Annotated in this window: 20 protein-coding genes and 2 CRISPR repeat arrays (1 of these 22 cut by a window edge); of the genes, 15 read left to right on the top strand and 5 right to left on the bottom strand. The window is 42.5% G+C overall.

Translation table 11 applies throughout. The features are described from left to right. Positions 1–42: 42 nt before the first annotated feature. The 3 genes from ACR6HW_RS08880 to ACR6HW_RS08870 all read left to right on the top strand — a co-directional run bounded on the left by ACR6HW_RS08880 (position 43) and on the right by ACR6HW_RS08870 (position 2,476). Positions 43–519: a hypothetical protein gene (locus ACR6HW_RS08880; protein ID WP_455730776.1), complete on the top strand. Its 477-nt coding sequence runs from the start codon at positions 43–45 to the stop codon at positions 517–519. 185 nt (positions 520–704) lie between these two features. Further along, positions 705–1,652, top strand: a complete 948-nt coding sequence (locus tag ACR6HW_RS08875) for a DUF4352 domain-containing protein (RefSeq protein WP_455730775.1) — start codon at positions 705–707, stop codon at positions 1,650–1,652. Between the two features lie 11 nt (positions 1,653–1,663). Then, entirely contained in the window at positions 1,664–2,476 is an 813-nt protein-coding gene (locus ACR6HW_RS08870; RefSeq protein WP_455730774.1) for a hypothetical protein, read from the top strand. A gap of 392 nt (positions 2,477–2,868) precedes the next feature. Here the strand turns inward: ACR6HW_RS08870 and ACR6HW_RS08865 are convergent, their stop codons facing one another. The 3 genes from ACR6HW_RS08865 to gloA form a co-directional block, all read right to left on the bottom strand. Then, a complete protein-coding gene (locus ACR6HW_RS08865; RefSeq protein ID WP_455730773.1) occupies positions 2,869–3,177 on the bottom strand; it encodes a hypothetical protein in 309 nt (102 codons plus the stop codon). Positions 3,178–3,326: 149 nt separating this feature from the next. Further along, on the bottom strand, positions 3,327–3,467 hold the full coding sequence (locus ACR6HW_RS08860) for a hypothetical protein (protein ID WP_455730772.1): 141 nt from the start codon (positions 3,465–3,467) through the stop codon (positions 3,327–3,329). A 518-nt stretch (positions 3,468–3,985) separates the two neighbouring features. Beyond that, complete coding sequence (gene gloA / locus ACR6HW_RS08855) at positions 3,986–4,366, bottom strand: lactoylglutathione lyase (protein WP_455730771.1); 381 nt, start codon at positions 4,364–4,366, stop codon at positions 3,986–3,988. A gap of 196 nt (positions 4,367–4,562) precedes the next feature. Between gloA and ACR6HW_RS08850 the strand changes: the two genes are divergently transcribed. Beyond that, entirely contained in the window at positions 4,563–5,600 is a 1,038-nt protein-coding gene (locus tag ACR6HW_RS08850; protein ID WP_455730770.1) for a S66 family peptidase, read from the top strand. A gap of 57 nt (positions 5,601–5,657) precedes the next feature. On the opposite strand, the gene ACR6HW_RS08845 is transcribed toward ACR6HW_RS08850, so the two are convergent. Next, positions 5,658–6,032 carry a hypothetical protein gene (locus ACR6HW_RS08845; protein WP_455730769.1) on the bottom strand — a complete coding sequence of 125 codons (375 nt, stop codon included), beginning with the start codon at positions 6,030–6,032 and terminating at the stop codon, positions 5,658–5,660. A gap of 361 nt (positions 6,033–6,393) precedes the next feature. On the opposite strand from ACR6HW_RS08845, the gene ACR6HW_RS08840 reads away from it, so the two are divergent. Both ACR6HW_RS08840 and ACR6HW_RS08835 read left to right on the top strand, forming a co-directional pair. Next, positions 6,394–6,576 (top strand): hypothetical protein, encoded by a 183-nt coding sequence (locus ACR6HW_RS08840; protein ID WP_455730768.1) that lies wholly within the window; start codon positions 6,394–6,396, stop codon positions 6,574–6,576. Positions 6,577–6,707: 131 nt separating this feature from the next. Further along, a complete protein-coding gene (locus tag ACR6HW_RS08835) occupies positions 6,708–8,405 on the top strand; it encodes a DUF5050 domain-containing protein (RefSeq protein WP_455730767.1) in 1,698 nt (565 codons plus the stop codon). A 74-nt stretch (positions 8,406–8,479) separates the two neighbouring features. Here ACR6HW_RS08835 and ACR6HW_RS08830 read toward each other — a convergent pair whose 3' ends face one another. Beyond that, on the bottom strand, positions 8,480–9,070 hold the full coding sequence (locus tag ACR6HW_RS08830) for a hypothetical protein (RefSeq protein ID WP_455730766.1): 591 nt from the start codon (positions 9,068–9,070) through the stop codon (positions 8,480–8,482). A gap of 333 nt (positions 9,071–9,403) precedes the next feature. Beyond that, positions 9,404–10,813: direct repeats of the CRISPR family, unit length 30 nt; unit sequence GTTGAACCAGAACATTAGATGTATTGAAAT. 161 nt (positions 10,814–10,974) lie between these two features. Between ACR6HW_RS08830 and ACR6HW_RS08825 the strand changes: the two genes are divergently transcribed. From ACR6HW_RS08825 to ACR6HW_RS08785, 9 genes are all read left to right on the top strand, one after another. Continuing rightward, a complete protein-coding gene (locus ACR6HW_RS08825; RefSeq protein WP_455730765.1) occupies positions 10,975–11,724 on the top strand; it encodes a nucleotidyltransferase domain-containing protein in 750 nt (249 codons plus the stop codon). A 920-nt stretch (positions 11,725–12,644) separates the two neighbouring features. Next, positions 12,645–13,460, top strand: a complete 816-nt coding sequence (locus ACR6HW_RS08820; protein WP_455730764.1) for a hypothetical protein — start codon at positions 12,645–12,647, stop codon at positions 13,458–13,460. Positions 13,461–13,712: 252 nt separating this feature from the next. Continuing rightward, positions 13,713–15,380 (top strand): Cas10/Cmr2 second palm domain-containing protein, encoded by a 1,668-nt coding sequence (locus ACR6HW_RS08815; RefSeq protein WP_455730763.1) that lies wholly within the window; start codon positions 13,713–13,715, stop codon positions 15,378–15,380. Further along, on the top strand, positions 15,368–16,507 hold the full coding sequence (locus ACR6HW_RS08810; protein WP_455730762.1) for a type III-B CRISPR module-associated Cmr3 family protein: 1,140 nt from the start codon (positions 15,368–15,370) through the stop codon (positions 16,505–16,507). The genes ACR6HW_RS08815 and ACR6HW_RS08810 overlap by 13 nt, the downstream gene beginning before the upstream one ends. Next, positions 16,508–17,716, top strand: a complete 1,209-nt coding sequence (locus tag ACR6HW_RS08805; RefSeq protein WP_455730761.1) for a PDDEXK family nuclease — start codon at positions 16,508–16,510, stop codon at positions 17,714–17,716. Positions 17,717–17,728: 12 nt separating this feature from the next. Beyond that, a complete protein-coding gene (gene cmr4 / locus ACR6HW_RS08800; RefSeq protein ID WP_455730760.1) occupies positions 17,729–18,568 on the top strand; it encodes a type III-B CRISPR module RAMP protein Cmr4 in 840 nt (279 codons plus the stop codon). Positions 18,569–18,570: 2 nt separating this feature from the next. Beyond that, positions 18,571–18,987 carry a type III-B CRISPR module-associated protein Cmr5 gene (gene cmr5, locus ACR6HW_RS08795; protein WP_455730759.1) on the top strand — a complete coding sequence of 139 codons (417 nt, stop codon included), beginning with the start codon at positions 18,571–18,573 and terminating at the stop codon, positions 18,985–18,987. Next, positions 18,977–20,119 (top strand): type III-B CRISPR module RAMP protein Cmr6, encoded by a 1,143-nt coding sequence (gene cmr6 / locus ACR6HW_RS08790; RefSeq protein WP_455730758.1) that lies wholly within the window; start codon positions 18,977–18,979, stop codon positions 20,117–20,119. Before cmr5 ends, cmr6 begins: the two co-directional genes overlap by 11 nt. 73 nt (positions 20,120–20,192) lie before the next feature. Beyond that, the gene (locus ACR6HW_RS08785) at positions 20,193–20,951 is read left to right on the top strand and encodes a hypothetical protein (RefSeq protein WP_455730757.1); all 759 of its coding nucleotides are present in this window, start codon (positions 20,193–20,195) and stop codon (positions 20,949–20,951) included. Positions 20,952–21,179: 228 nt separating this feature from the next. Next, a CRISPR array of direct repeats spans positions 21,180–21,218; the repeat unit is 30 nt; unit sequence GTTGAACCAGAACATTAGATGTATTGAAAT; it runs 2,230 nt beyond the window's last position.

Here is a 21,218-nt window from a genome sequence, read left to right as displayed (position 1 = left end):
TACTGTAACTTTGACGCTTTTTACTTAATTGAGGAGGCTGCTGTGACGGTTAAATGGACCACATCGATGACGGCTGACACCTGTCTGTCAAAACTTTGCGAACACGTGGACACGCGCTTTGGCGCCATGGTTCACAGCTACGCCCCAATTGTCGGCAAAATCGAGGGGCAAAGCGTTCGCTTACAAAAGCGCACCATGGCTTTTAAAAACCCTTTTTCCAAGGTGCAGTGTGGCCGATTTTACAGCGTGGCAGGCGGTGCGGTTTTCGAAGGCCGCTTCCGCCTAATGACCTGGGTTCAATGGGCACTAGGCGCCTATGTGCTGATGCAGACGGCGGCACTGATTTGCCTCGTACTTGCGGGGGTTCAAGGCACTCCATCTCTTGTGGGATTTCTGCTTTGGGGCGCTCTAGGCGCCGCGGGTATAGGCGTCTACAAATGGGCGCGCACCTTGGGTGCCGAAGAAGAAGAGGCATTGGTCGCCTTTTTAAAAACGCTCTTTCCGGAGAGCCCCACATAGTGTCCGGCACGCGTGTTTTGGCCTACTGGCTAAAAAAAAGGGCCGATGGGCCAAAAGAAAAGGTCTGCCGGGTGATTCGTTTTTCTCCTCAATAGGCATACAATAGAAGTAAGCGGCGATGTGTGGCTTCCATTAATATAGAGGCATTTAACGTCGCCGACTGACTAAAAAAGACGAGGAGGGGTATGATGAAAAGAGGGTTTTGGACACTGGGGGTGGCGGCGCTTCTGACTGTGGCCGCTGTGGGATGTGGCAAAGACGCAGAAGCGGCCTTGGAACCGAAGGCGCCTCCGGTGGCGATAGGTGCAGATGAAGACGCGGAAGAAACAGACGACCGTGACGTCACTGGGGCTGCGACAGTATCGTGTGGGACGGTCTATGAAGACGATGCGCTGCTTTACAACGTCTTTGGACTGCGTACAAAAACCTACGACGACGGCACGGAATATCTGTTGATTCAACTGGAAGTGTTTAACCACAGTTCGGCGCCGGTGAACTACAGCCCAATGGGCAGGCTCGACGTGGTTAACGGCGAGGGCGACTACTGTTCTCTGGCACCGTTGGCGGCAGTAGACGGCGACCTCGGCGGCACCATTGCACCTGAAAACAAACTCATGGGGGAAGTCGCCTTTGACATTACCGGCGCGGCATCTGACCGCTACACTTTGCATGTGGGTGAAGCGTACGATCTGGTACCGGCAATAGATATTGTGGCGGCTGACTTCGACAAGACCTTTGAATCGGTCTTTGAGAGCAAGGGCATCGATAGCGCCTACACCATAGGCGTCCCTGTAGAATCCAAACAACTGACCATCACCCTAAACGGCGCCGAAGTCGATGTGCAGGACAGGGAAATCCTGCTTCTCGATATCGCCGTCGCCAACAACTCCGACGCCCCTGTAAACTTTATGGGCGGCATCAATTTAAACGGCGTCTATACTGAAGCCGGTGAACAGTTAGAGGTGGCTGTGAACCCGTGGACGTTTCCAAACGACGCCGTGGCGGCAGGTGAAACGGCGACCGGCATCCTCGCTTATTACATCGAAGGAGGCGAAAGGGCGTTTTATATGACGGTGACCCCGGACCTCGACGCATTTTCAGAAAAGGCGATGATTGTCTTTGAAACAGAATAAAGGAGGAGACCATGAAGAATAAACGATGGCTTGTGGTTGTAATGCTATGTGCCCTATTGGCACTGACAGCTTGCGGCAACAGTTCGACACCTGCGGACACCCCTGATGACGGTGCCGCAGATCAGACAACAGGTGCACCAAAAGAGGACACATCAGACGATGGTGAAGACGACGCGGCAGATGACGCACCGGCTGACGATACGGCCTCAGATGATAGCGACCTCGAGGGTGCGGCGCTGCTGACTTCTATCAGCGCAAAGCGACCGGAACGCCTCGAAGTGGCGTTTGAAATGAACGCTTTTGGGATGACCACAAAGATGAAGACCGTGTACAGTGGCGCCGATTCCAGAACGGAAGTTCAAGTGCCTGAAATGGGCACCAGCGTTTTGATTCACTTAGCTGAGGAAGGCGTTATGTACCAGTACGTCGAAGGCACCGGTACCGGTGTGAAAATGACCGGCGCAACAGTGGACTACGCCGAGGAAATGGGTCTGATGATGGATACGGGCATGCTGGACGAACTTTCAGAAGAAATGCCTGAAGACCTCGTGGCACGGACAGAAACGCTGGATGGCGAGCCCGTGGTCTACATTGAGGCGACGGAAACCGATGAGGAAATGGGCGCTGTGCGCGTTAAGATGTGGTACAGCGAAAAGTACGCCATGCCGCTTCAGTACGAAGTCATCGTCGGTGAAACCACTATGGCGTCGCTAAAAGTGACTTCTATTAAAGAAGGCACTTCAGTGGATGCAGCGCTGTTTGAACCGCCGGCGGACATCGTGTTTGAAACCATGGACATGGAAAGCATGATGGGCGATTGGTAATCTAAAAAAACGTCAAAGCACTTGATGCCTTGGCGTTTTTTTATGGTAGGTGGTCAAAGCTTTATGGAACGGAAATTACGCTGTTCGGTGGATTTGAGCACCAAAGCTAAACCGATCTGCTATAATAACAAAAGTTGTGTAGCGCTTCTAGTCAGCGGGCGAGGTGCTGGGCAACTGCCTCAGAAGTTTTCAATACGATGAGGGAGATTGGCACGAGTAATCACCCCTTACGGTTTGAAACGATTGTACGCGTAGGCGAGGTCGAGTTTCCTCACCGCACTTACAATATAAGCCAATAGCCAGATGGAATGAGTTTCCTCTCACAAATCTGATATGCGCTCAACACAAGAAGAACGTGCATATTCATAGTGCAGGTTCTTTTTGTGTTAATGTCACGAGGCCTGTGATTTAGACTGCGTGAAGCGGTACGCCGTAAGCGCCGCATAGCTCAGTGTAATCAGGACGAGAACAGTGCCGTGCAGGTATCGGTGAACCGATACGGCGTCGTACATTTCCGAGTTGTAGTTCCCTTCTCGGACTTCAACGCTGTAGCCAACGGTCCAAATCGGCGCCACGCTAAGCGTTTTTTCATAAGGCGTGTAGGTGCCTTGGTGTATGTAACCGCGCTCTTTGGTCACGGGGACGATAAGCAGTCCACAGACAAAAATCAGTAAGATAAACAAATAGGGCTTTTTCTTCATAAGAAACCTCCTAGGTACAATGTGTCAAACTCTACAGTTATAGTTTACCAAAAAATCCTATGAAGTAAATCGAATTTTCAGAAAAAGCTCTTTAAAAATGAGGGATGTGCGAAACTTAAGTGGTGGCGATAGCGCGCTTTTGAACGCGTCTACTTCGGTTCACTATATGTTTTTTTCTCAATGGATTCAAAGTGTTCGGCATCATAAGCACCTGTGAGCTGTATAACGAGAATCAATAGTCCAATGGCAAGTAGAACAGTAAGTGGTTTAGGTCGTCGGTTTTTACGCAAAATAAGCCTCCTTTATGACTGTCGGTGTCTGGGTACCCAGTAAAGAGTTAAGTTCGAGTAAGAGCAGCAAAGAATAGGCTATTGTAAAGGGCTTTTAAGGCATTGCCTGCTCTTGGAAAATCGCTAAGCATCAGGTCTTAAAATTAACGCCATTAAATCGTTTTTATCGTCACAACCGATTTTTTATAGCAGTAAAACGCATCTTTGGCTAAAGCGAATGCTTTAAGGTTTCGACTCTTCAGTGTAAAATTCCATCACATCAAGGCAAGCGCTCTAAATGCTTTTCTCCTGCTATTTATAAATCAATTTACGGTCGCCTTGACTAAATGGTATTAAAAAGTGTCTTAAGTGGTCGAACGAATACCCTAACGACAGTTTACCAAAAAAAGTAACAAAAGGGGTGTGAATTTTCAGAAAAAACCCTTTAAAAATAAGCCAGTTGTGGTATGATAACAGCAACCTAAAATAAGCAACTTGTTCACAACCACAAAAAAAGCTGCCTTAGGGCAGCTCTTGACTTACTTGCTTCTGATAATCTCTACTTCATAGCCGTCTGGGTCGGTAATAAAGTAATACTGTGGTTTTGACCCCGGCAGTCCCATTAAGTCGGTTATTTTGTAACCGAGTTTGCTGTGAGCGGCATGTGACGCTTCTAAATCCGCTACAGAAACCGCTACGTGGCTGAAACCGTTGCCGATGGTATAAGGTTTTTCGGGGTTGTAGTTGTATGTGAGTTCGATTTCATAATCGCTGAGTGCGTTGCCGACATAGACCAGTGTAAAGCCGTGTTCCGGGAAGTCGCTTCTTCTCAGTTCCTTAAACCCGAGGACTTCCTCATAAAATTTAAGCGATTTTTCGAGATCCATTACTCGAAAACATGTGTGCAGCATTTTGTACATAGATTCACCTCCGCAGTTTATAGGGGTTGAGACCGCACGGCGGCGCTTAAGCGCTTCGCTGGCCGTCTCGTCGTCTTTAGAATTTTATCACTTAACGCACGAGTTTTCAACAAAAGATGATGATATTAAAGATTGCCGAAGACGCGTGTGCCGTTTCACACACGCCAAAGAACGGCCATAGAAAGGGGGACTCGTTATGATTAAACCGAGACGATTGAAGCGCGGCGATAAAGTCGCTGTGGTAAGCCTCTCTTGGGGTGGCCTCGGCGATGCGCAGTTTCACCACAAGTACGCTATTGCCAAACAGCGTCTAGAGGTGGACTTTGGCCTAGAGGTAGTCGCCATGCCCCACGCGCTCAAGGGGAGCGCCTTTGTGGCCGCACATCCCGAATGTCGTGCAAAGGACTGGATGGACGCACTAAAAGACCCGAGCATCGCGGCGGTATTTAGCGCCATTGGCGGCGACGACACTATCCGGTTGTTGCCCTATGTGGACTTTGACGTCATGCGTGCACACCCTAAAATCTTTATGGGGTATTCGGATACGACGGTTAATCACCTAATGCTGTACAAAGCCGGGGTGACGTCGTTTTACGGGCCGTCGGTAATGGCCGAGTTCGGAGAATATGTCCAGATGTTCGATTACACGGCGCAGGCAGTGCAGGCGGTGCTCTTCGGGGACACCGAGGGGCTCGCGGTAACGCCGAGCCGGTACTGGTCAAATGAAACGGTGCCGTGGGAAGAAAAAAACCAAAACGTCTCAAAGAGTCGGAAGATAGACACACGCGGTTTCGAGGTGCTTCAAGGGCGTGGAAAGGTGCGCGGTCATTTGCTCGGCGGTTGTCTCGACGTGTTTATGATGGTTATCGGCACATCGATATGGCCGACGCTGGATCAGTGGCGCGGCGCAGTGCTGTTTTTAGAGACCAGTGAAGATCAGCCGACACCGGATTTCGTCAAATGGACACTGCGCAACCTTGCGGCACAAGGGGTGCTAAAGGTACTCAGCGCCATTATCGTGGGCAACCCCCACGGCGGGGTATACGACGCGGCGTACAAAGACGCCTATTTAGATGTGGTCGCCGGTGAAGAAGGCCTCGTCGACCTGCCGATTTTCTACAACATGAACTTCGGTCATACGGCGCCGATGACGGTGCTGCCCTATGGTGTCGCTGTGGCACTTGATTGCGATGCAAAGACGCTGGTACTGCTGGAAAGTGCCACGGAAAAATAGCCTTAAATAAAAAAATACGCCCCATTTGAGTGATGACAATGGGCCGTATCTCAACGTTTACTCGCGGGGCTTGGACTTCGTCATAAAATAGTAGAAGCCACAACAAAGGGTTATTACAATTAGGCTTAAGGCATGGAGGTAGTAATTTATACTGGTGAGGCGATAGACCTCACCTTTATACGCATCATCCTTCACCACCCAATCGCCTGACTGATAATACGGTATGCTATGGACCTCACGGTCATTATCGTCTTCTTTCACCTCTATCGAGTAACCTATAGACCAAATAGGGGCGACGCCAATCCCTTTTTCATAAGTTCTATGTAGGCCTTCGAAGAGGTAGCCCGTTTCTTTGTTCACCGGTATTACAAACAGCGTAAATAAGAGAACGAGTCCTAAGTAAATCCAAATGATTGCGTTTTTCGATTTCATAAAACACCTCACATTCTATATGTAAATGGTTTCGACAGAGCTTCTTACGAATAATCGACACTTTTCATAAGTATAGCTTTGTCCAGTTTCAATAGCCGTAAGCGTTTCGTACGTCACTTTATAAACACGATAGACGGTATGCTGAACTTTTAAAGTACGTTTTTTTAAGTTCATATAGAAAACCGCCTTAAGGTATTAAGCCAATTGTAACAAATAAGAAACAATAAGTAAATTAAAAAAAATTACAAAATACAAAAAGTGACGCTGAAAGGTGTGACAGAAGACGTGGGCCAATTGCGCTGTACTGGGCGGTGGATGCGGCATCGATGCTTCTGTTTGACAGGGGAAAAGGGGTTTCAATATGATTTTTAAAACCAAATGGCGTAGGTATCTTGCAGTCGGCAGCATTTACTTTGTCCAGTATTTGATGCTCAGTTACCTCATTAACAAGCGGCCGTCGTTGACAATGCATTTGCTCGTGTTGGTGGGGCTCTGCGGGCTTCTTTACCTTTCCATTCGTCTGCAGAAACGCGAAGAAGAGTAGGGGGACACTATTAAGTTTTCATTATAAAACGTCTGGGGCATTGGGGCGCCGCTTAAAATGGGTATGTAGTTAACAGTTGATTTTCAAACTCAAAGCTGTAAGGACTTTGCTGATTTCAGGAAGGAGGCCTTATGCTCAGGCGAATTGCAACGGGGATTCTGGTGGCGCTTTTGCTCACTGCATGTGCCGTCCAGGGCAGTCCCTCAGTCATCGACTTTAAAAACGATAAAGAAGCGCAGGCCTTCACGGCACATATGGACAACGCGCTTTCAGCCGGGCTCAACACCGCTGTACACAAAGACGGCGTCACGTATTTCAGCCGCATTGTGCAGGTGGGGGCTTTAGAGGCATTGGCCACAGGCGAACTCTACAAACGCACAGCAGAGGGGACGGTTACCAAACTCTCTGACGACGTTGCGGTGAACCTCGTCCTCGCAGGCGACAAGCTCTATTACATCAACCGATCCGACGGGAACACGCTCTACAGCATGTCGCTGGACGGCAGCCACCGCAAACGCTTACTCGACAAGGGCGGCCTACGGCAAATGACGCTCAGTGGCGCTACCCTCTACCTATTGGAAGACGACGCCCTCTCACGCGTGGCCTTAAATGGCAGTGGGTATCAATCGGTGCGTGGGGTGGCACTGCGGGATGTGCATCGCGTTCAAAACACGCTCTATGGCATGGACAACACGTATCTGCCGCCTTTTGAGGGCGGTTTGGTGGCCATACCCGTCCCGGCGCTGGACGAGGCGTTTAAAAATGGTCTGCTGAAGGATGTCGCCCTATATCCAAGCCTTAGGGGGACGCCGTTTGTCCTCTCAAGTCTGACGGCACTCTATGCAAAAGACGGTGCCCTCGTGGAAGCCGGACTGAGCGACGGCTCTGAAACGGCGCTGTTCAATATGACGGGAACGCATTACACATGGGTGGACGACGCCCTTTACACTGTGACGCCCAAAGCGTCCGGCACTTCTGAGATTACGCGCATCACCACAGCCGGTCGAGAAGTTTTAACGACGGTTGCCGCCGGACGGTTCAGCAGTGCCGGCGAAGTCCTCCTCTACACGGAGCCTTCTGGAGAGGTCAACGCGCTTTACCCTACGGGAAAGATCGAACAATGGTGCCCGCCTTATGCCCTTCCAAGTGCCGACGATGCCGAGACCATCGCCGAACGCGTAGAAGCGATTCGGACGAAAGTGGCTTTTTTTGACGAGCAGGGGTATTATCAAAACGGCGCGCTCAACTTTAATGCCGTTGAGACCATAGCAAAACACTACCCACAGGGCACTTTTGACTTGTCGCTGGGCGATGAACACACTGTGGCTTTTGAGACTGTGCTCAGTGGTGAATCGAAAGCACTGGACATCCCTATAGAGGGCCTTGTGGCGCTAGACCGCGTACTGGGAACGTTTGAAACACAGGTGGCGGAGAGTCCACCATTTGGCGCCATTACTGACGCAGAACTGGAGACCGCTGAAGCGCTGGTGGCAAAGCTAAAGGACAGGGTGCGCACGCTGGAGGCTGAAGGCCTGTTTTTAAAAGACACGTTTGGCAACCGGGTCATCGATTTTACGGATTTTGATGAAACGGTGTTGTTTGAAGGTATCGAGGGGACGGCTTTTGAAGGCCTTGCCCCTTATAGAGGCAACCGGTCGGAGTGGCTGTTGCCGTTTTCTGAACTGAAGATTCTCACCCGCACCGGTCTCTATGTGGATCTCGACGACCTGCTGAGGACGCCGATTTCTAAACTGGAAGTTCGGCTAAAAGATTTGGAGTACCTAGTCGACAGTTTTGAGACGCTGATGCGCCTTAAAGCGTCGGGGTAGCGGGAAGTTAAAAAAACCAACAGGGGCCTGTTGGTTTTTTTGCGTTCTCGCACTGTTGACGCTCATATGTGCGCCTAGCGTTCTTTAACGGTTTTGGTTTCGGTCTTGCTGTAGCGCCAAGAGCTGCTCGGGCCGCTTCTGTAGTACACTTTGGTTTTAAAAGTCACCCATGTGGCCACTTTGGTGCGTCTGCCTGTGGCGAGGTTCACGCGGTATTTGTATTTGTACTTTTTCTCGACGACGCGTTTGGTCGCTTTGAACCGCAGTTCTGTGAGGCCCGCTGAGGTAATGCGCTCGGTGATTTCGATGGCACCTGCATTGCGCAGAGATTTTGTAACGATTTTCATAAGTTGTTTTTTGGTGACGCCTGCTGCCATTGCGGCGTTAATAGGTTTGAGGGCGAGTCCGCCGAATATGTAACCGATGGCGTTGAGTTCGTGTGCGGCCATGCGCATGGCGGCTGCAATGTCTTCTTCTGTGACGATGCCGGTGGTGTGGTACGCATAATCTGTTTCTTCGTACTCATACTTGAAGCGGTTGGCGTCGGGTTGAATGACGATTGTGTCGTCGCCACCTACCGGGCCGGTCACGCCCTCGGCAAATGCCGGCATAATCGACGTGACGAGGAGCATTAATACGAGACCAAGTGAAACTCTTTTTTTCATTGCTGTAACCTCCTTAAATAGATAGTGTTGGTGCATTGACGTGGTTATTTTATCAATAATTCTATTAAATGTAAATAGGTAAATTCAAAACAATCTGAAAATTGAATTTAAATGGCGGGAACAGAAAACGCGTCAAAATACTGGGTACCCCATCCATTTTTTATTATCTATTATTTTACAAAAAATGCTGTGTTTAAGGTGTTTGAATAGATTTAGCGCTTTTATTAAGCAGTTGGGAAAAAATGAAAACACATTGAAAAGAAATCTCTAAAACGCTTGCAAATACAGGGTTTTTACGGTAATATAGAAAGTGAGAATGGGCATTTTACAGTGGTTGAACCAGAACATTAGATGTATTGAAATTGTGATGTATAATCATACTTCTTAGAATAAAAAGCAGTTGAACCAGAACATTAGATGTATTGAAATCTCGTTTGGTTTCTTATTCAATTTGTTCATAGTAAAGTTGAACCAGAACATTAGATGTATTGAAATGTTTGAGGCGGTAAACCGACCACATCCCCAAACGTGTTGAACCAGAACATTAGATGTATTGAAATCTCAAAAGATAGCCGAAAAGCATATGAAAGGTTGTGGTTGAACCAGAACATTAGATGTATTGAAATACTTTATTACGCCAGAAATTGAGGGCGACTTCATGTTGAACCAGAACATTAGATGTATTGAAATGATACAGAGAGCCATCTATTATCGTTAATGTATTTAAGTTGAACCAGAACATTAGATGTATTGAAATAACCACTATTGAAAGAATGAAAAGATACTTGTTTTCGTTGAACCAGAACATTAGATGTATTGAAATCGGACTACAACGAGAAGGAGATTCCTTCACATATGCGTTGAACCAGAACATTAGATGTATTGAAATTTGTAGAGTGTACGCCCGGGGCGCTATAATCGGTAAGTTGAACCAGAACATTAGATGTATTGAAATCTTTCACTTTGAAAGTGCATACCGTCATAATTAAACTGTTGAACCAGAACATTAGATGTATTGAAATACGCTTGTTACATCATAGGTTGCAATATCACCATCGTTGAACCAGAACATTAGATGTATTGAAATTCAATTAAATCCATGCTTTTTTTGTGAAACTCAAGCAGTTGAACCAGAACATTAGATGTATTGAAATATTCTAAAGCATTCAAGCATTTTTCCAAATCGTACAGTTGAACCAGAACATTAGATGTATTGAAATACCCCGATGTTTATTTCTTGGAGTTTTTGTTCTTTGTTGAACCAGAACATTAGATGTATTGAAATTGCAGCATCGGGTGCGGCAAGTACACGTTTCCGGGTTGAACCAGAACATTAGATGTATTGAAATGAAATGGTTGACATGATCGTTAACGCTAAATCTATTGTTGAACCAGAACATGAGATGTATTGAAATTACTGAGAAGTTGAGCTTTTCTTCACTTCTTCTATGGTTGAACCAGAACATTAGATGTATTGAAATCGACAACGACATCAACAAAAACAGTTTCTTCAGCCGTTGAACCAGAACATTAGATGTATTGAAATATATTGGCGTTAAGCGCCAGAAGCCTTAAGTAATTGTTGAACCAGAACATTAGATGTATTGAAATATAACCATTCTTGAAACTACAAGAAAAACGTTCTTGTTGAACCAGAACATTAGATGTATTGAAATTGGAAAACCGCAGTAGTTATTTCGATTTTCCTAAGTGGTTGAACCAGAACATTAGATGTATTGAAATACTCATACATCCAAATCAAACCTGAAATATTCATGTATCCATGATGTTACCAAAATCGAGCAGAATTAAGTTTTTGCACTTCATAATGCTTATCATAGAAGATAAATCAGCTGGGGGTATTTTGTGAACCGTCATGAATAATTCAGAAGAGGTAATATAATATGATCACATCATCAGTTAAAGAATTTCTGGAAATTTATAAAAATGAAGTTTTGAGTACGTTGATGGGGAAGGTTGATGGTATTTATATACATGGTTCAATAGTGCTTGATGAATTTATAGAAGAATCAAGTGATATTGATATCGTCATAACATTAAGTGAAGACTGTACTTCCACAGATTTAGACAACTTACTCAATTTACATTTGAAGTTAAATGAGCAATCAGAATGGGGAGAAAAGTTAGAGTGCTCATATATAAGACGAGACTTACTTATTGATAGAAATCCTCCGCTAGAACCAAGAATATATTATAATCGTGGTATAAGCTGGGAAGTTTACGGATATGAGTTTATACTTGAAAAGCAGGTTCTTGCTTTGAATGGAATTACATTGTTTGGTGAAGAGTTTAAAAGTTTTGATTTAATGTATTCGAAAGATGAGGTTAAGGAAGCTGTTTGTAAAATGTTAAATAATACATGGCAACCGATGTTGGCTAAATCTGATGATTTGACTGACGAGTATATAATCTATGGCGTGAAAAGTATGTGTCGCGTTATCCATACTATTGAGACGGGGAACATTTATTCAAAACAAGCGGCAAGAGAATATGTAGTTTCAAAAGCTACTGAGAAAACAATTAACATTGTAAATTATATATATGAACTTGCACCAAACGAATGCCTTTTGCACAGAGAGGATGCAGTTAAGTTCATTAATGATGTTATATTAATTTATAGAGTGAATTGTTGATTTAAAACGATAAAAAGTAACGATAGGGATATGCAAGAAAGATGTAGGCTATTAATCCTGAATTATTCATGTACCCATGATGTCACCAAAAATCGAGTGGATTTAAGTTTTTCCGCTCTATAATGCTTATCATAGAAGATAAATCAGCTGGTCGTGTTTCGTGAACCATCATCAATAATGCAGGTTAAAGTGTTTACATTTGAACCAGAACATGAGATGTATTGAAATTGCAGATAATCTGAACGAACCTGATGTTGACTTTCCGTTGAACCCAAACGCAAGATGTACTAAAAAGTATTCATTGAACTCGGCTTCAGTACAGCCGCAGCGCTTATAACGGAGCACTCAAAGCCCCCTCTGATTTATTAACCCGGCATTACAGCAGATTGTAGCCACGAAGCCTATCTCGTTGAGATTTATTCGTCTAGGACATTGTAGAGAGATTTTAACGCCGCAATGAAGCCGAGTAAATGTGCAGTTTTTTTAATGGTGAACGATACACCACACTTGTGTAGGTACTAATAAAACCGCTTTCTCCTATGTGACATTGAGGCGTTAAATAGACTCAAAAGCGACTTGCATCGTCGCCTAAAAGTTTGTCTCACACAATTGCGAGTAGCGCAACATTTTCACTACAAAAGAAAATACCACCTGTCACCACCGCTTTATAAAGCCTACCAGCATAGGCTTAAGTAAAGCGGTTTTCTATTGGACTCAGAGCGTCTCTTTGTGTCATGTGCATTACCTATTGAGACAATCATTGACTATTTTATTTTTTTCAAACAAAAATGCTGAAAAAAGAAGGAAAAAATGCGTGGGTGTGGAATATAAGAGGGAGGAGCGATATGAGACCCTAGACCTAGCAACTGTATCAATACTACATCTCAAGTAATTCTAAAGGAGAGACTTAGGAGGTTGAAATGGAGTTAAGAACCGTAAAGATTGAACTGCAAAATTACAATGGACATGGCTTTAATCAAAATAAAGTATTATTTCGTTTAACAGAGTTAAAGGCACTTTTGAGAAGTACATTTAGAGAATTTTTTAAGTTTGATGAGGAAAATGCTATGGATGATGTAATTGACAAACAAAAGTATTTATTTGGAAGTACTCAAATCAAAGCGCCCGTGTCTTTTATTTCTGCTGAAAATCTGACCAACAATACTTTTTCACTGCTTCTAAGAGGGAAACCGGACATTTTGCAGTTTTATATAGACCTTTTAAGATTATCGAGTCTAACGGGTTCCATAGGAAAAGGCGCGCGTTCTAACAAGGGTACTTTTTTTGTGACTGCTATAGATGGGAATCCCTGTGAGACGGATTTTCAGGTGTTGTTCAGCAAATTGATTAGTAAAGATTTTTTCAGTAGAAGATTTGAGTTTACAAATGTTGATGGTGGAAAAGACCCAGTTAAGAAAGTCTCCATCGAACTGAGAGATTTTAAAGAGCTAAAAATCTCTCAAATGTATGAGCTAGAGTCCTATAACGCAGAGTTACATTATGCACGCTATTTTTGTGTACTAAAAGACTTAAAACCAGTAATAGATTCTGTAAAAGAGTTCAAGAAAGACTTTAAAAGAAGCCATAATGAGCCTAGGATGGCGACGCCTATTATATATAAAGAGTACGGCCCTTATGTTATTGTAAAATGTCTCAATTTTGGCTATATTTTAAAGGGTGATAAAAGTGATGTCATGTATGACCTTTACAACACATTTTTAAATAGTATACGGTAGGTAATTGAGGAAGCAAAATTGATTTTATCCACAAGTAAAATAACAGAGTATAAAAGTAGTCATTGAAATTTGAACGTTTTAAAATAGAAGTCTTTAAAGGACTATACTTATTTGTTATCTCAGCCAAGAGTATTGATAAATGAAATGCGTTTATGGGGAGTGTTCAAAGTTTAGTTTCTGAGAAGCACTGAAAACAAAAGATTCAGAGTTTCACGAACGCTTAAATAGTACAAAGGGATGAAAGGAGAAGCCATGCAGTACCTGTTAGCGGTTACAATTGGGCCTATACAACCGAATATTCAAATGGCTCGTTCAACAAGAGATTTAATCAATACAAGTAAATTGACATCAGATGTTATAAAAAACATAGGGGAGAGAATAGAAGGAGCCGCAAAAGACAATGTTGTGATATACCCTAAAATAGAAAAAGATGTCGACACCACAAATTACCTACTGTGTAGGGTGGAAGAAGTCGAACAATTGCTTAGAAAAATAGAGGAAGAATCTTCAAAGCTGTGGTCAAATCTTATAGAAGCGCACTATTTTAAATTTTGGGTAGCAGAACCATTAGATGCGCGCCCCTACCATGAGGTATATACAGTTTTAATGAAGAGGTTGAAAAGCATAAAGAATACTTACTTATATAGTGTTTTTGTCCCAGAAGAAAAGTCGTTAGGAGATGGCGTTAAGTGTGAAGTATGTGGCGTGAGAGTAGCTGAAGGAAATTTAAAAATTTGTGGTGTTTGCTATCAAAAAAGAGAACGCCCCACCTCATTTGAAATCCCTTCAACCTACGATGTTGCCATTAAAGTCTGGCATGCTAAACATGAAGCTGACCTGAAAAAAGTCGATGAGAAGTTGAATCGCTTTAGCTGTAAATCCAAATATTATAATTTAGATTTGGTTAAAAGGCTCGCTAGAGCAGAGACGTATTCAGAGTATGAAGCATTAGAAGTTATTTCTGATTTCGAAGAGAAGACGGATAAACATAATTTAGATAAAATTAAATTGTATTTTAAAGACCTAAAAGAAACCCTTGATGAGCTTTATAAGGGACCTGTGCCAAAACCTGTGTATAAATACGCGTTTATTCAGGCGGATATTGATAATCTTGGGCGCTTTATGAGAGGTCGGTACCTATTTGATATAGAGGATTTAGAGAGTGCACAGAGGAAGTTGTCTGAGTGTCTTGGAGCGTTTTCTTGTGCGCTTAAAAATGAAGCGCCGAAACATGTGACTTGTATTTATGCCGGTGGAGATGACATTCTTTTATTGGTGCCTTTAGAAGCTATTATGACTACAATTGACTTTCTGTCAAATCAATTCAAAGCGCATGTTCAAGTCCCCGTCTCGAAGGCAAATTTGTTTACAGATGAAATAACTATATCAACAGCTGTGACAGTTAGCGCTTGTAAAGATGATATGGCAACCGCTCTCGTAGAGAATCGAAAGGCGTTAGAAGAAGCAAAGCTTTTTTTCGGTCATAAGGGAACGGTAGGCTTAAATTACATTGTCAATAATGGTAAAGTCGTCAACGCCTACTTTAACCCCGTTTGCTTTGAGATTTATAAAACAATAATTGACCAAGTGAATAAAGTAAAGCAACGTATTTCATTCAACTATATTAGAAGCTTCGACCACGCCTTTCAGTTTGCGGAATACCTATCTGATTTTGATCAAGAAGATTGGATACAAATGCAGAAAATCGAGTTTGAGAGACGTTTGAATCGCTCGATACAAGGGGAATGTAGTGAAATTGACCAGTTTATTACTCAGCAAATGGAATTTTTTGAAAGAATGCTTCGAAGTAAAAAATCTTTTACTTTAGCGTATGGAAACACAATGCAGGCACTTTATATTCTAGAAAAGTTGTCGACGTTTGACATGAAAGCGTTGGAGGTGAATACATGCAATACTTAAAGATTACCCCTTATGATACGTTGTTTTTTAGGGATGGGAAGCCCTTCACAAAAAATATGAGCAATCGTATAAGCTCTATGTTTGTCCCCAATCCTTCAACTTTTCACGGTGCGATTTTTACGGCTCTTTTAGCGCAAAATGATACTTTTAGAGAAGTTTTTATGAACTTAGGACAAGCTAAAAAGAAAGAGGTACACAACCGAGTCCTGGAAATAGGGACCGTGTATTTATACGAGGAGAAACACGACGCGATTTATATGGAGTCACCTAAAGATTTGTTTTGGAATTCTCGAATAGTGAAAAAGGGCGTGTTCAAATCGTTGGATACGCTTTCGACATCACTTAAAACAAAGTATTACCTAGAAACCCCCGATATATTAGATGGGGAGCGTTGTGACGACACCTATGTAAATCTTTATAATTTTTATTATCGTTACAGCAACGACTTTATTAGAGAATCAAGTATCAAGAAAATGTCTGATATTTTTACTTCGGAGTTTTTCACAAGACTAGAAATAGATAGAAATAAAAAGAGTGCAAAAGAAGGGCACTTGTTTACGATTGAGCAAATTGGATTTGATAGTTCTTCGTGTAATCGCAATTGGCATTTTCTTGTTGAGTTTGATGTAGATACAGCCTATGTTTCGAAAAATTACAACTGCGACATCGTACCTTTAACCAAGGGACAACTTAAACTGGGAGGTGAACAAAAGGCTTGTGAACTCAATCTGATTGATGTCTCGTCAATTCCTAGTTTAGAGCATTTTAATAAATGCTACGATGAGTTGTGCTCAAAGGAAATTCATCACAATGAACGGATAAAAGTTGTTTTTACCTCTCCCGCTGTCTTTCAAGAGGATCCTATTGCCACTTTCAATAAAACCGATTTTGAATTACTGGCGGTCGTTTCGGATAAGCCTCGATACATCGGTGGGTACGACTTAGCATCTGGTCAATCAAGAAAAATGGTTAGAGGTTATGCTGCTGGAACAGTTCTCTTGCTTCAATACAAAGGTCAGAACTCGAATAGGCACCACGAGATGTTGACGGACATAATAACGGCTGGGAAGACCAATGGTTTCAATCGCTTTATTTATACTGTGGAGACAAATGAGGGGGTACGATAAATGACTAACAAAAGTGACAAGGTTTTGGTTGTCTTTTCAACGCTGAACCAAATTACAAATTATATCGCTTATAAAATAACGCAGCCTCAAAAAGTTATTTGTATTACTTATGACGAAAATGTACACGAAGGCGCCAACATTCATACGACAAAATGGAATGAAAACTTATCGCGAGAGTTGGAAAAGGAGCCTAGAATAGAAGTGGTGACTCATTCTATTACTGAGGATGATATTAAACAGTTGGAAAACAGTTCATCTTCTTTTTTCGATAATATATTTCCAAACTACCAAGAGGATAAGCAGACATATTTCTGGCACATTACAGGGGGACAACGCATTTTCAGCCTAAAAGCTTATGAATTTATTTCAAAGAACAATAGACTGGAACAAGATGCACTATTTTATATTGAAGGAAACCACAATAAACTGATGTTTATGGGCAACAATAAGACCCACGAAGAGGAGATTAGAAAACGCTATAATGAAGCTGACTTTAATTTAACGATCGATACATGTTTTAGGCTTATGGGGTTTAAGGAAGTCGAAGGGAAAGTGCTAAAAAGACATGGTGATGAAAACAAATCTAATAAAGAACACGAATTTTACAATTCACTCATCGGTCACATTGATAAGGAAGCTAAATCTAAAGAAGACCATCATTTTTTAAAAAAACTGTCGGAATCAAATGATGCGAAAGAGAAACGCAGAGAGTTGATTACGGGATATGTCGAAGAAATAGTAAATCTAGAACCGATAGAAGAAGATATTGCTGAATACTGTTGTTTCAACTATTCGTATCCAGCAGGGTACATGTTCGAAAAATTGGTGGGATATAAGCTATTCAACAAAATTAAAGATAATCCGAATATTATAGAGATGCAGATGGGCATTAAGATAAAAGCAAATATAGGTGGAGAGCTTAAAATTATTGATGAAATCGATATTTTATTACTGACGAAGTACGGGAAGCTTATTAATATAGAGTGTAAGTCTGGAGCGATGTCTGGAGACAACGCCAAGAGCACACACTATACGACTTATGCGCTTGCAGGGGTGTTTGGGGTGCCCATATTGATGTCGCCCTCTTTTCATGATGAGATAAATCGACTTGATAAGGTTAAAAAAGCAATTAAGGCAGGGGAACGGGCCAATTTACAGGTTGTTCACTTTGATGAAATTACAGAAGAGACACTCAATCAATGGTTTTAGAAGGAGGCCAATATGTTTAATAAAAAAAGAACGTGTTATCTAAAAGCATTATCCCCTATTCATGTGGGAGCTGGAGAGACTTTATCAAGCGTTGATTTGCCAATTCAAAGAGAAAAGCACACACATTTCCCTAAGATTGAGGGATCGAGCTTAAAAGGTGCCTTAAAACATACGATTTATCATAGGGTTAAGGACACAAAAGACGGTTTGGAAGCTTTGTACCGCGTCTTTGGGGATGAAGGGGCTAAACAAGCTAGCGAAATAGCGATAACAGATGCAAAGCTGTTGTTTTTTCCGGTTCGAGCCTCTTTGGACATCTATATGTTGATTACTTGCCCCTATGTGCTAAAGCGCTATGCCTCTGAAAGCAATAATAAAGAGCTGGCTAAAGTGTTAGTTGACAACTTGGAAATAGCTGATGATGAAATATTGGCACATAAAAAGAAAGGTGAAGTATACCTGGAAGAGTATGCATTTAGCATAAAGGAGTGCTCCTCCGAACTCGATTTAAAAGCTCTTATCCCTTTTGAGCTGGATTCTCAAAGAGTCGGTGTTGTATCAAATGAAGCTTTTAAGGATATGGTGACCATGTATACTGAAATTATCACGAGAAATAGTATAGATGTAAAAACAGGTGCAGCAAAGTCTACAGGCCTATTCACTGAAGAATATTTACCTGCTGAGAGTATTTTATATTTTAACATATGTCAATCGGCGACCTTTGCGTGTACTTCAAATGAAATGGGTGCATTAGGCTACTTAGATGAGTTAAGTATTGAAATTTTTCAAGTGGGTGCTAATGAAACTATTGGAAAAGGATTTGTGCAGTTAATGCCACAGAAGGAGGCGTAGTGATGAGAAGAAATTTGCATCAATTATACGCAGAGTTTGCCTATACTTGTGTGTCTGGTGTAAAAGGTAAGAAGGGTCAGGAGGATCAGACGAAGTATAAGACCGTTGCTAAAAAAGTTCCTGCACTCATTCATAACAACGGATTGATTGCAACAGCTATATTTCTTAAGAAAGAAAAGGGAAAGAATAAGGAAACGAGGGTGGAGCGAATCTTCTACAAACATATGGAAGAATGGTATAAGGAGCACTCGTCGCTCGGTCGTCAAGGGCATAAAGAAAACGATTTCTGTCAGTATTTATGGTCTCTTAGTTCACAAGAACTTCGACATTTAACACATGAAATGGGGGCGGTGTTTACTTGGATTAAAAATTTTTCTGAGGCGATGATTGTCTCTGAGGGTGAAGACAATGGCAAGTAAAATGAGCGTTAGAAAGGACACTTGTCATGTGGGACTCTACCTTGAGAAACTTTACCTCCAAAAGGAGGTAGCTGAATTTTCCCGTACAGAGCAATTGAAAACTAAGTGTAGTCCTCAAAATAATGTTTTAAGCAGTAGTCGAAAGACCAGAGATAATGTTGTTAAGCCGTACATTCCGACAAGATCATTTATTGAGATGAAACGTACCTTGACGGATAAAATGGTGGTGGGTTTAGGAACGCATTCAGTTTTTGAAACTGCCATGACATACCATCACACTTACGGCGTTCCTTATATCCCTGGGTCTGCTATAAAAGGCTGTTTAAGGTCTTACATCATTCAAGAAGAATTTGGTGGCTGTGAAGAAAAGGCTCTCAGTGATGATTATTTTGTTTTTGTTTTTGGTGGTATGAGAGAGCGCATCGCCTATCAAGGAAATGTAACTTTTTTAGATGCCTTTCCGACATCTTTTAATGAAGGCTTAGATATTATGACGCCTCATTATACAAAGGAATACAAAGACAACAACGAACCAACCCCCATCACATTCATTGTTGTGGAGGAAGCCATTTTCCATTTTGTTTTGCTTATTAATTTGCGGCACTCTAAACAGCTTCCAGAGCACTTGGATAAACGGGTAAAAGGACTTGAGGGGTTAAAAGAAAAAGTTGCTATAAGCTTTGATGGCATGTTGAGAGAGCATGGTATCGGCGCAAAGGGGAGTTTGGGATATGGCTACTTTACGGCAATAGGTTCAAGAGAAAAACTTTTAGACCATGTTAGGCAGCTAGTGGATGAACGCTGTAATAAAGCTCGTGAGTTACAAATTAAAGAGGACAAGCGTATTCAGGCAAGAAAAGAAAAGCAAAAATTAGACTCAATGACACCCGTAGACAAATTTTATTACGAACTTGATAAGACGTCTTCAGAAAATATAAAGTCATACCTGGAAAAGTGCTTTAGAGAAGTAGACGAAAATGACAGCGAACTACTTCGGGTAATTGCTCAAAAGCTAAAAGAAGTATACAAAAAAAATAAGGAGTTTAAGATTTTTCCAAAGAAGAATAAATCCAAACACAATAAAAAAATATATAGGGTTTGTGATGTTCTAGGAGAAGATTATCCAAACTAAGTCTACATGCTTACAAATATCTCAATGCCTACGCCAAACTGTTTAAAGGCGAATTTGAAGAAAAGGACGATACATGTACTCAAGAATAACCGTCACCGTTGAAATGAAAGCGGCGGTGTATAAAAAAGACGTGGCCTATAGACTGTCGCAGTTTTTAGGCTTTGCCCAACTCAAGGTGCCGGAACTCAAGGCACTACACGCAAGCAACCTCATCAAACCCTTTGTATACGACGGCCTCTACCCCTTTGAAGCAGATGGTACGGTGAAAAAAGGTCGCCTATACAGTTTTCATATTAAGACGCCTTTTGTTGAATTGGCTCAAATGTTTACTGCGGCGATTCCCCTTACAGAAAGCCCTTTTTTCAAAGTGATTCATGCATCACTGGATCATTTTGAAGACAGCGTCAACATCAAAGCCCTTAAAACCGTGACCCCAGTGAGCAGTTTTATAGACAACGCTCCGTGGACAAAAGACAAAGGCATTCTCTCCTTAGCAGACGCCATTGTCAAAAACACGGCGCACAAATACCAACTGGTTTACAACACCTTGATTCCTCATGAAAATTGGCTACAAGGGATTCAGGTGCTCAGCGACAAGCCCATCGTGACACACTACAAGTGCAAAAAGAAAGGCAGAGAGAGCTGTCCTTACAACAGCCGGCGATGCAATGCCCCTTGTTCTGCGTACACCCCCATTGGTATTCTCGGCTACAAAGTGCAAATCGAACTCAGCCAAGACCCATGCGGCAATGCTGTGGGCAACTTGCTTTTGGGGACGGGGATACTCGAGAAAAATGCCATCCTCGGCATGGGGTACACCGAACGGGTCTAATGCCACCAGTGCCGTATTCAGGACGTCAGTAACAATAGGATGTGATTTCCAATTTTTATTATCTAAAATTTTACAAAAAACCGCCTGTGTGTGCTATAAGAACAGATACAGGCGGTTTAAAAAGCACATGGAAAAAAATGAAAACTCATTGAAAAGAAATCTCTAAAACGCTTGCAAATACAGTGTTTTTACGGTAATATAGAAAGTGAGAATGGGCATTTTACAGTGGTTGAACCAGAACATTAGATGTATTGAAATATGATGAAT

The sequence above is a fragment of the Fusibacter sp. JL298sf-3 genome, assembly GCF_053842995.1.
This window is presented reverse-complemented; position numbering and strand designations above follow the sequence as displayed.

What these genes read in the sequence shown, in the direction of transcription:
- ACR6HW_RS08875 (WP_455730775.1), top strand. Translation starts at nt 705, where the DNA reads ATGATGAAAAGAGGGTTTTGGACACTGGGGGTGGCGGCGCTTCTGACT.
- ACR6HW_RS08870 (WP_455730774.1), top strand. Translation starts at nt 1,664, where the DNA reads ATGAAGAATAAACGATGGCTTGTGGTTGTAATGCTATGTGCCCTATTG.
- ACR6HW_RS08865 (WP_455730773.1), bottom strand. Translation starts at nt 3,177, where the DNA reads ATGAAGAAAAAGCCCTATTTGTTTATCTTACTGATTTTTGTCTGTGGA.
- gloA (WP_455730771.1), bottom strand. Translation starts at nt 4,366, where the DNA reads ATGTACAAAATGCTGCACACATGTTTTCGAGTAATGGATCTCGAAAAA.
- ACR6HW_RS08850 (WP_455730770.1), top strand. Translation starts at nt 4,563, where the DNA reads ATGATTAAACCGAGACGATTGAAGCGCGGCGATAAAGTCGCTGTGGTA.
- ACR6HW_RS08845 (WP_455730769.1), bottom strand. Translation starts at nt 6,032, where the DNA reads ATGAAATCGAAAAACGCAATCATTTGGATTTACTTAGGACTCGTTCTC.
- ACR6HW_RS08840 (WP_455730768.1), top strand. Translation starts at nt 6,394, where the DNA reads ATGATTTTTAAAACCAAATGGCGTAGGTATCTTGCAGTCGGCAGCATT.
- ACR6HW_RS08835 (WP_455730767.1), top strand. Translation starts at nt 6,708, where the DNA reads ATGCTCAGGCGAATTGCAACGGGGATTCTGGTGGCGCTTTTGCTCACT.
- ACR6HW_RS08830 (WP_455730766.1), bottom strand. Translation starts at nt 9,070, where the DNA reads ATGAAAAAAAGAGTTTCACTTGGTCTCGTATTAATGCTCCTCGTCACG.
- ACR6HW_RS08825 (WP_455730765.1), top strand. Translation starts at nt 10,975, where the DNA reads ATGATCACATCATCAGTTAAAGAATTTCTGGAAATTTATAAAAATGAA.
- ACR6HW_RS08820 (WP_455730764.1), top strand. Translation starts at nt 12,645, where the DNA reads ATGGAGTTAAGAACCGTAAAGATTGAACTGCAAAATTACAATGGACAT.
- ACR6HW_RS08815 (WP_455730763.1), top strand. Translation starts at nt 13,713, where the DNA reads ATGCAGTACCTGTTAGCGGTTACAATTGGGCCTATACAACCGAATATT.
- ACR6HW_RS08810 (WP_455730762.1), top strand. Translation starts at nt 15,368, where the DNA reads ATGCAATACTTAAAGATTACCCCTTATGATACGTTGTTTTTTAGGGAT.
- ACR6HW_RS08805 (WP_455730761.1), top strand. Translation starts at nt 16,508, where the DNA reads ATGACTAACAAAAGTGACAAGGTTTTGGTTGTCTTTTCAACGCTGAAC.
- cmr4 (WP_455730760.1), top strand. Translation starts at nt 17,729, where the DNA reads ATGTTTAATAAAAAAAGAACGTGTTATCTAAAAGCATTATCCCCTATT.
- cmr5 (WP_455730759.1), top strand. Translation starts at nt 18,571, where the DNA reads ATGAGAAGAAATTTGCATCAATTATACGCAGAGTTTGCCTATACTTGT.
- cmr6 (WP_455730758.1), top strand. Translation starts at nt 18,977, where the DNA reads ATGGCAAGTAAAATGAGCGTTAGAAAGGACACTTGTCATGTGGGACTC.
- ACR6HW_RS08785 (WP_455730757.1), top strand. Translation starts at nt 20,193, where the DNA reads ATGTACTCAAGAATAACCGTCACCGTTGAAATGAAAGCGGCGGTGTAT.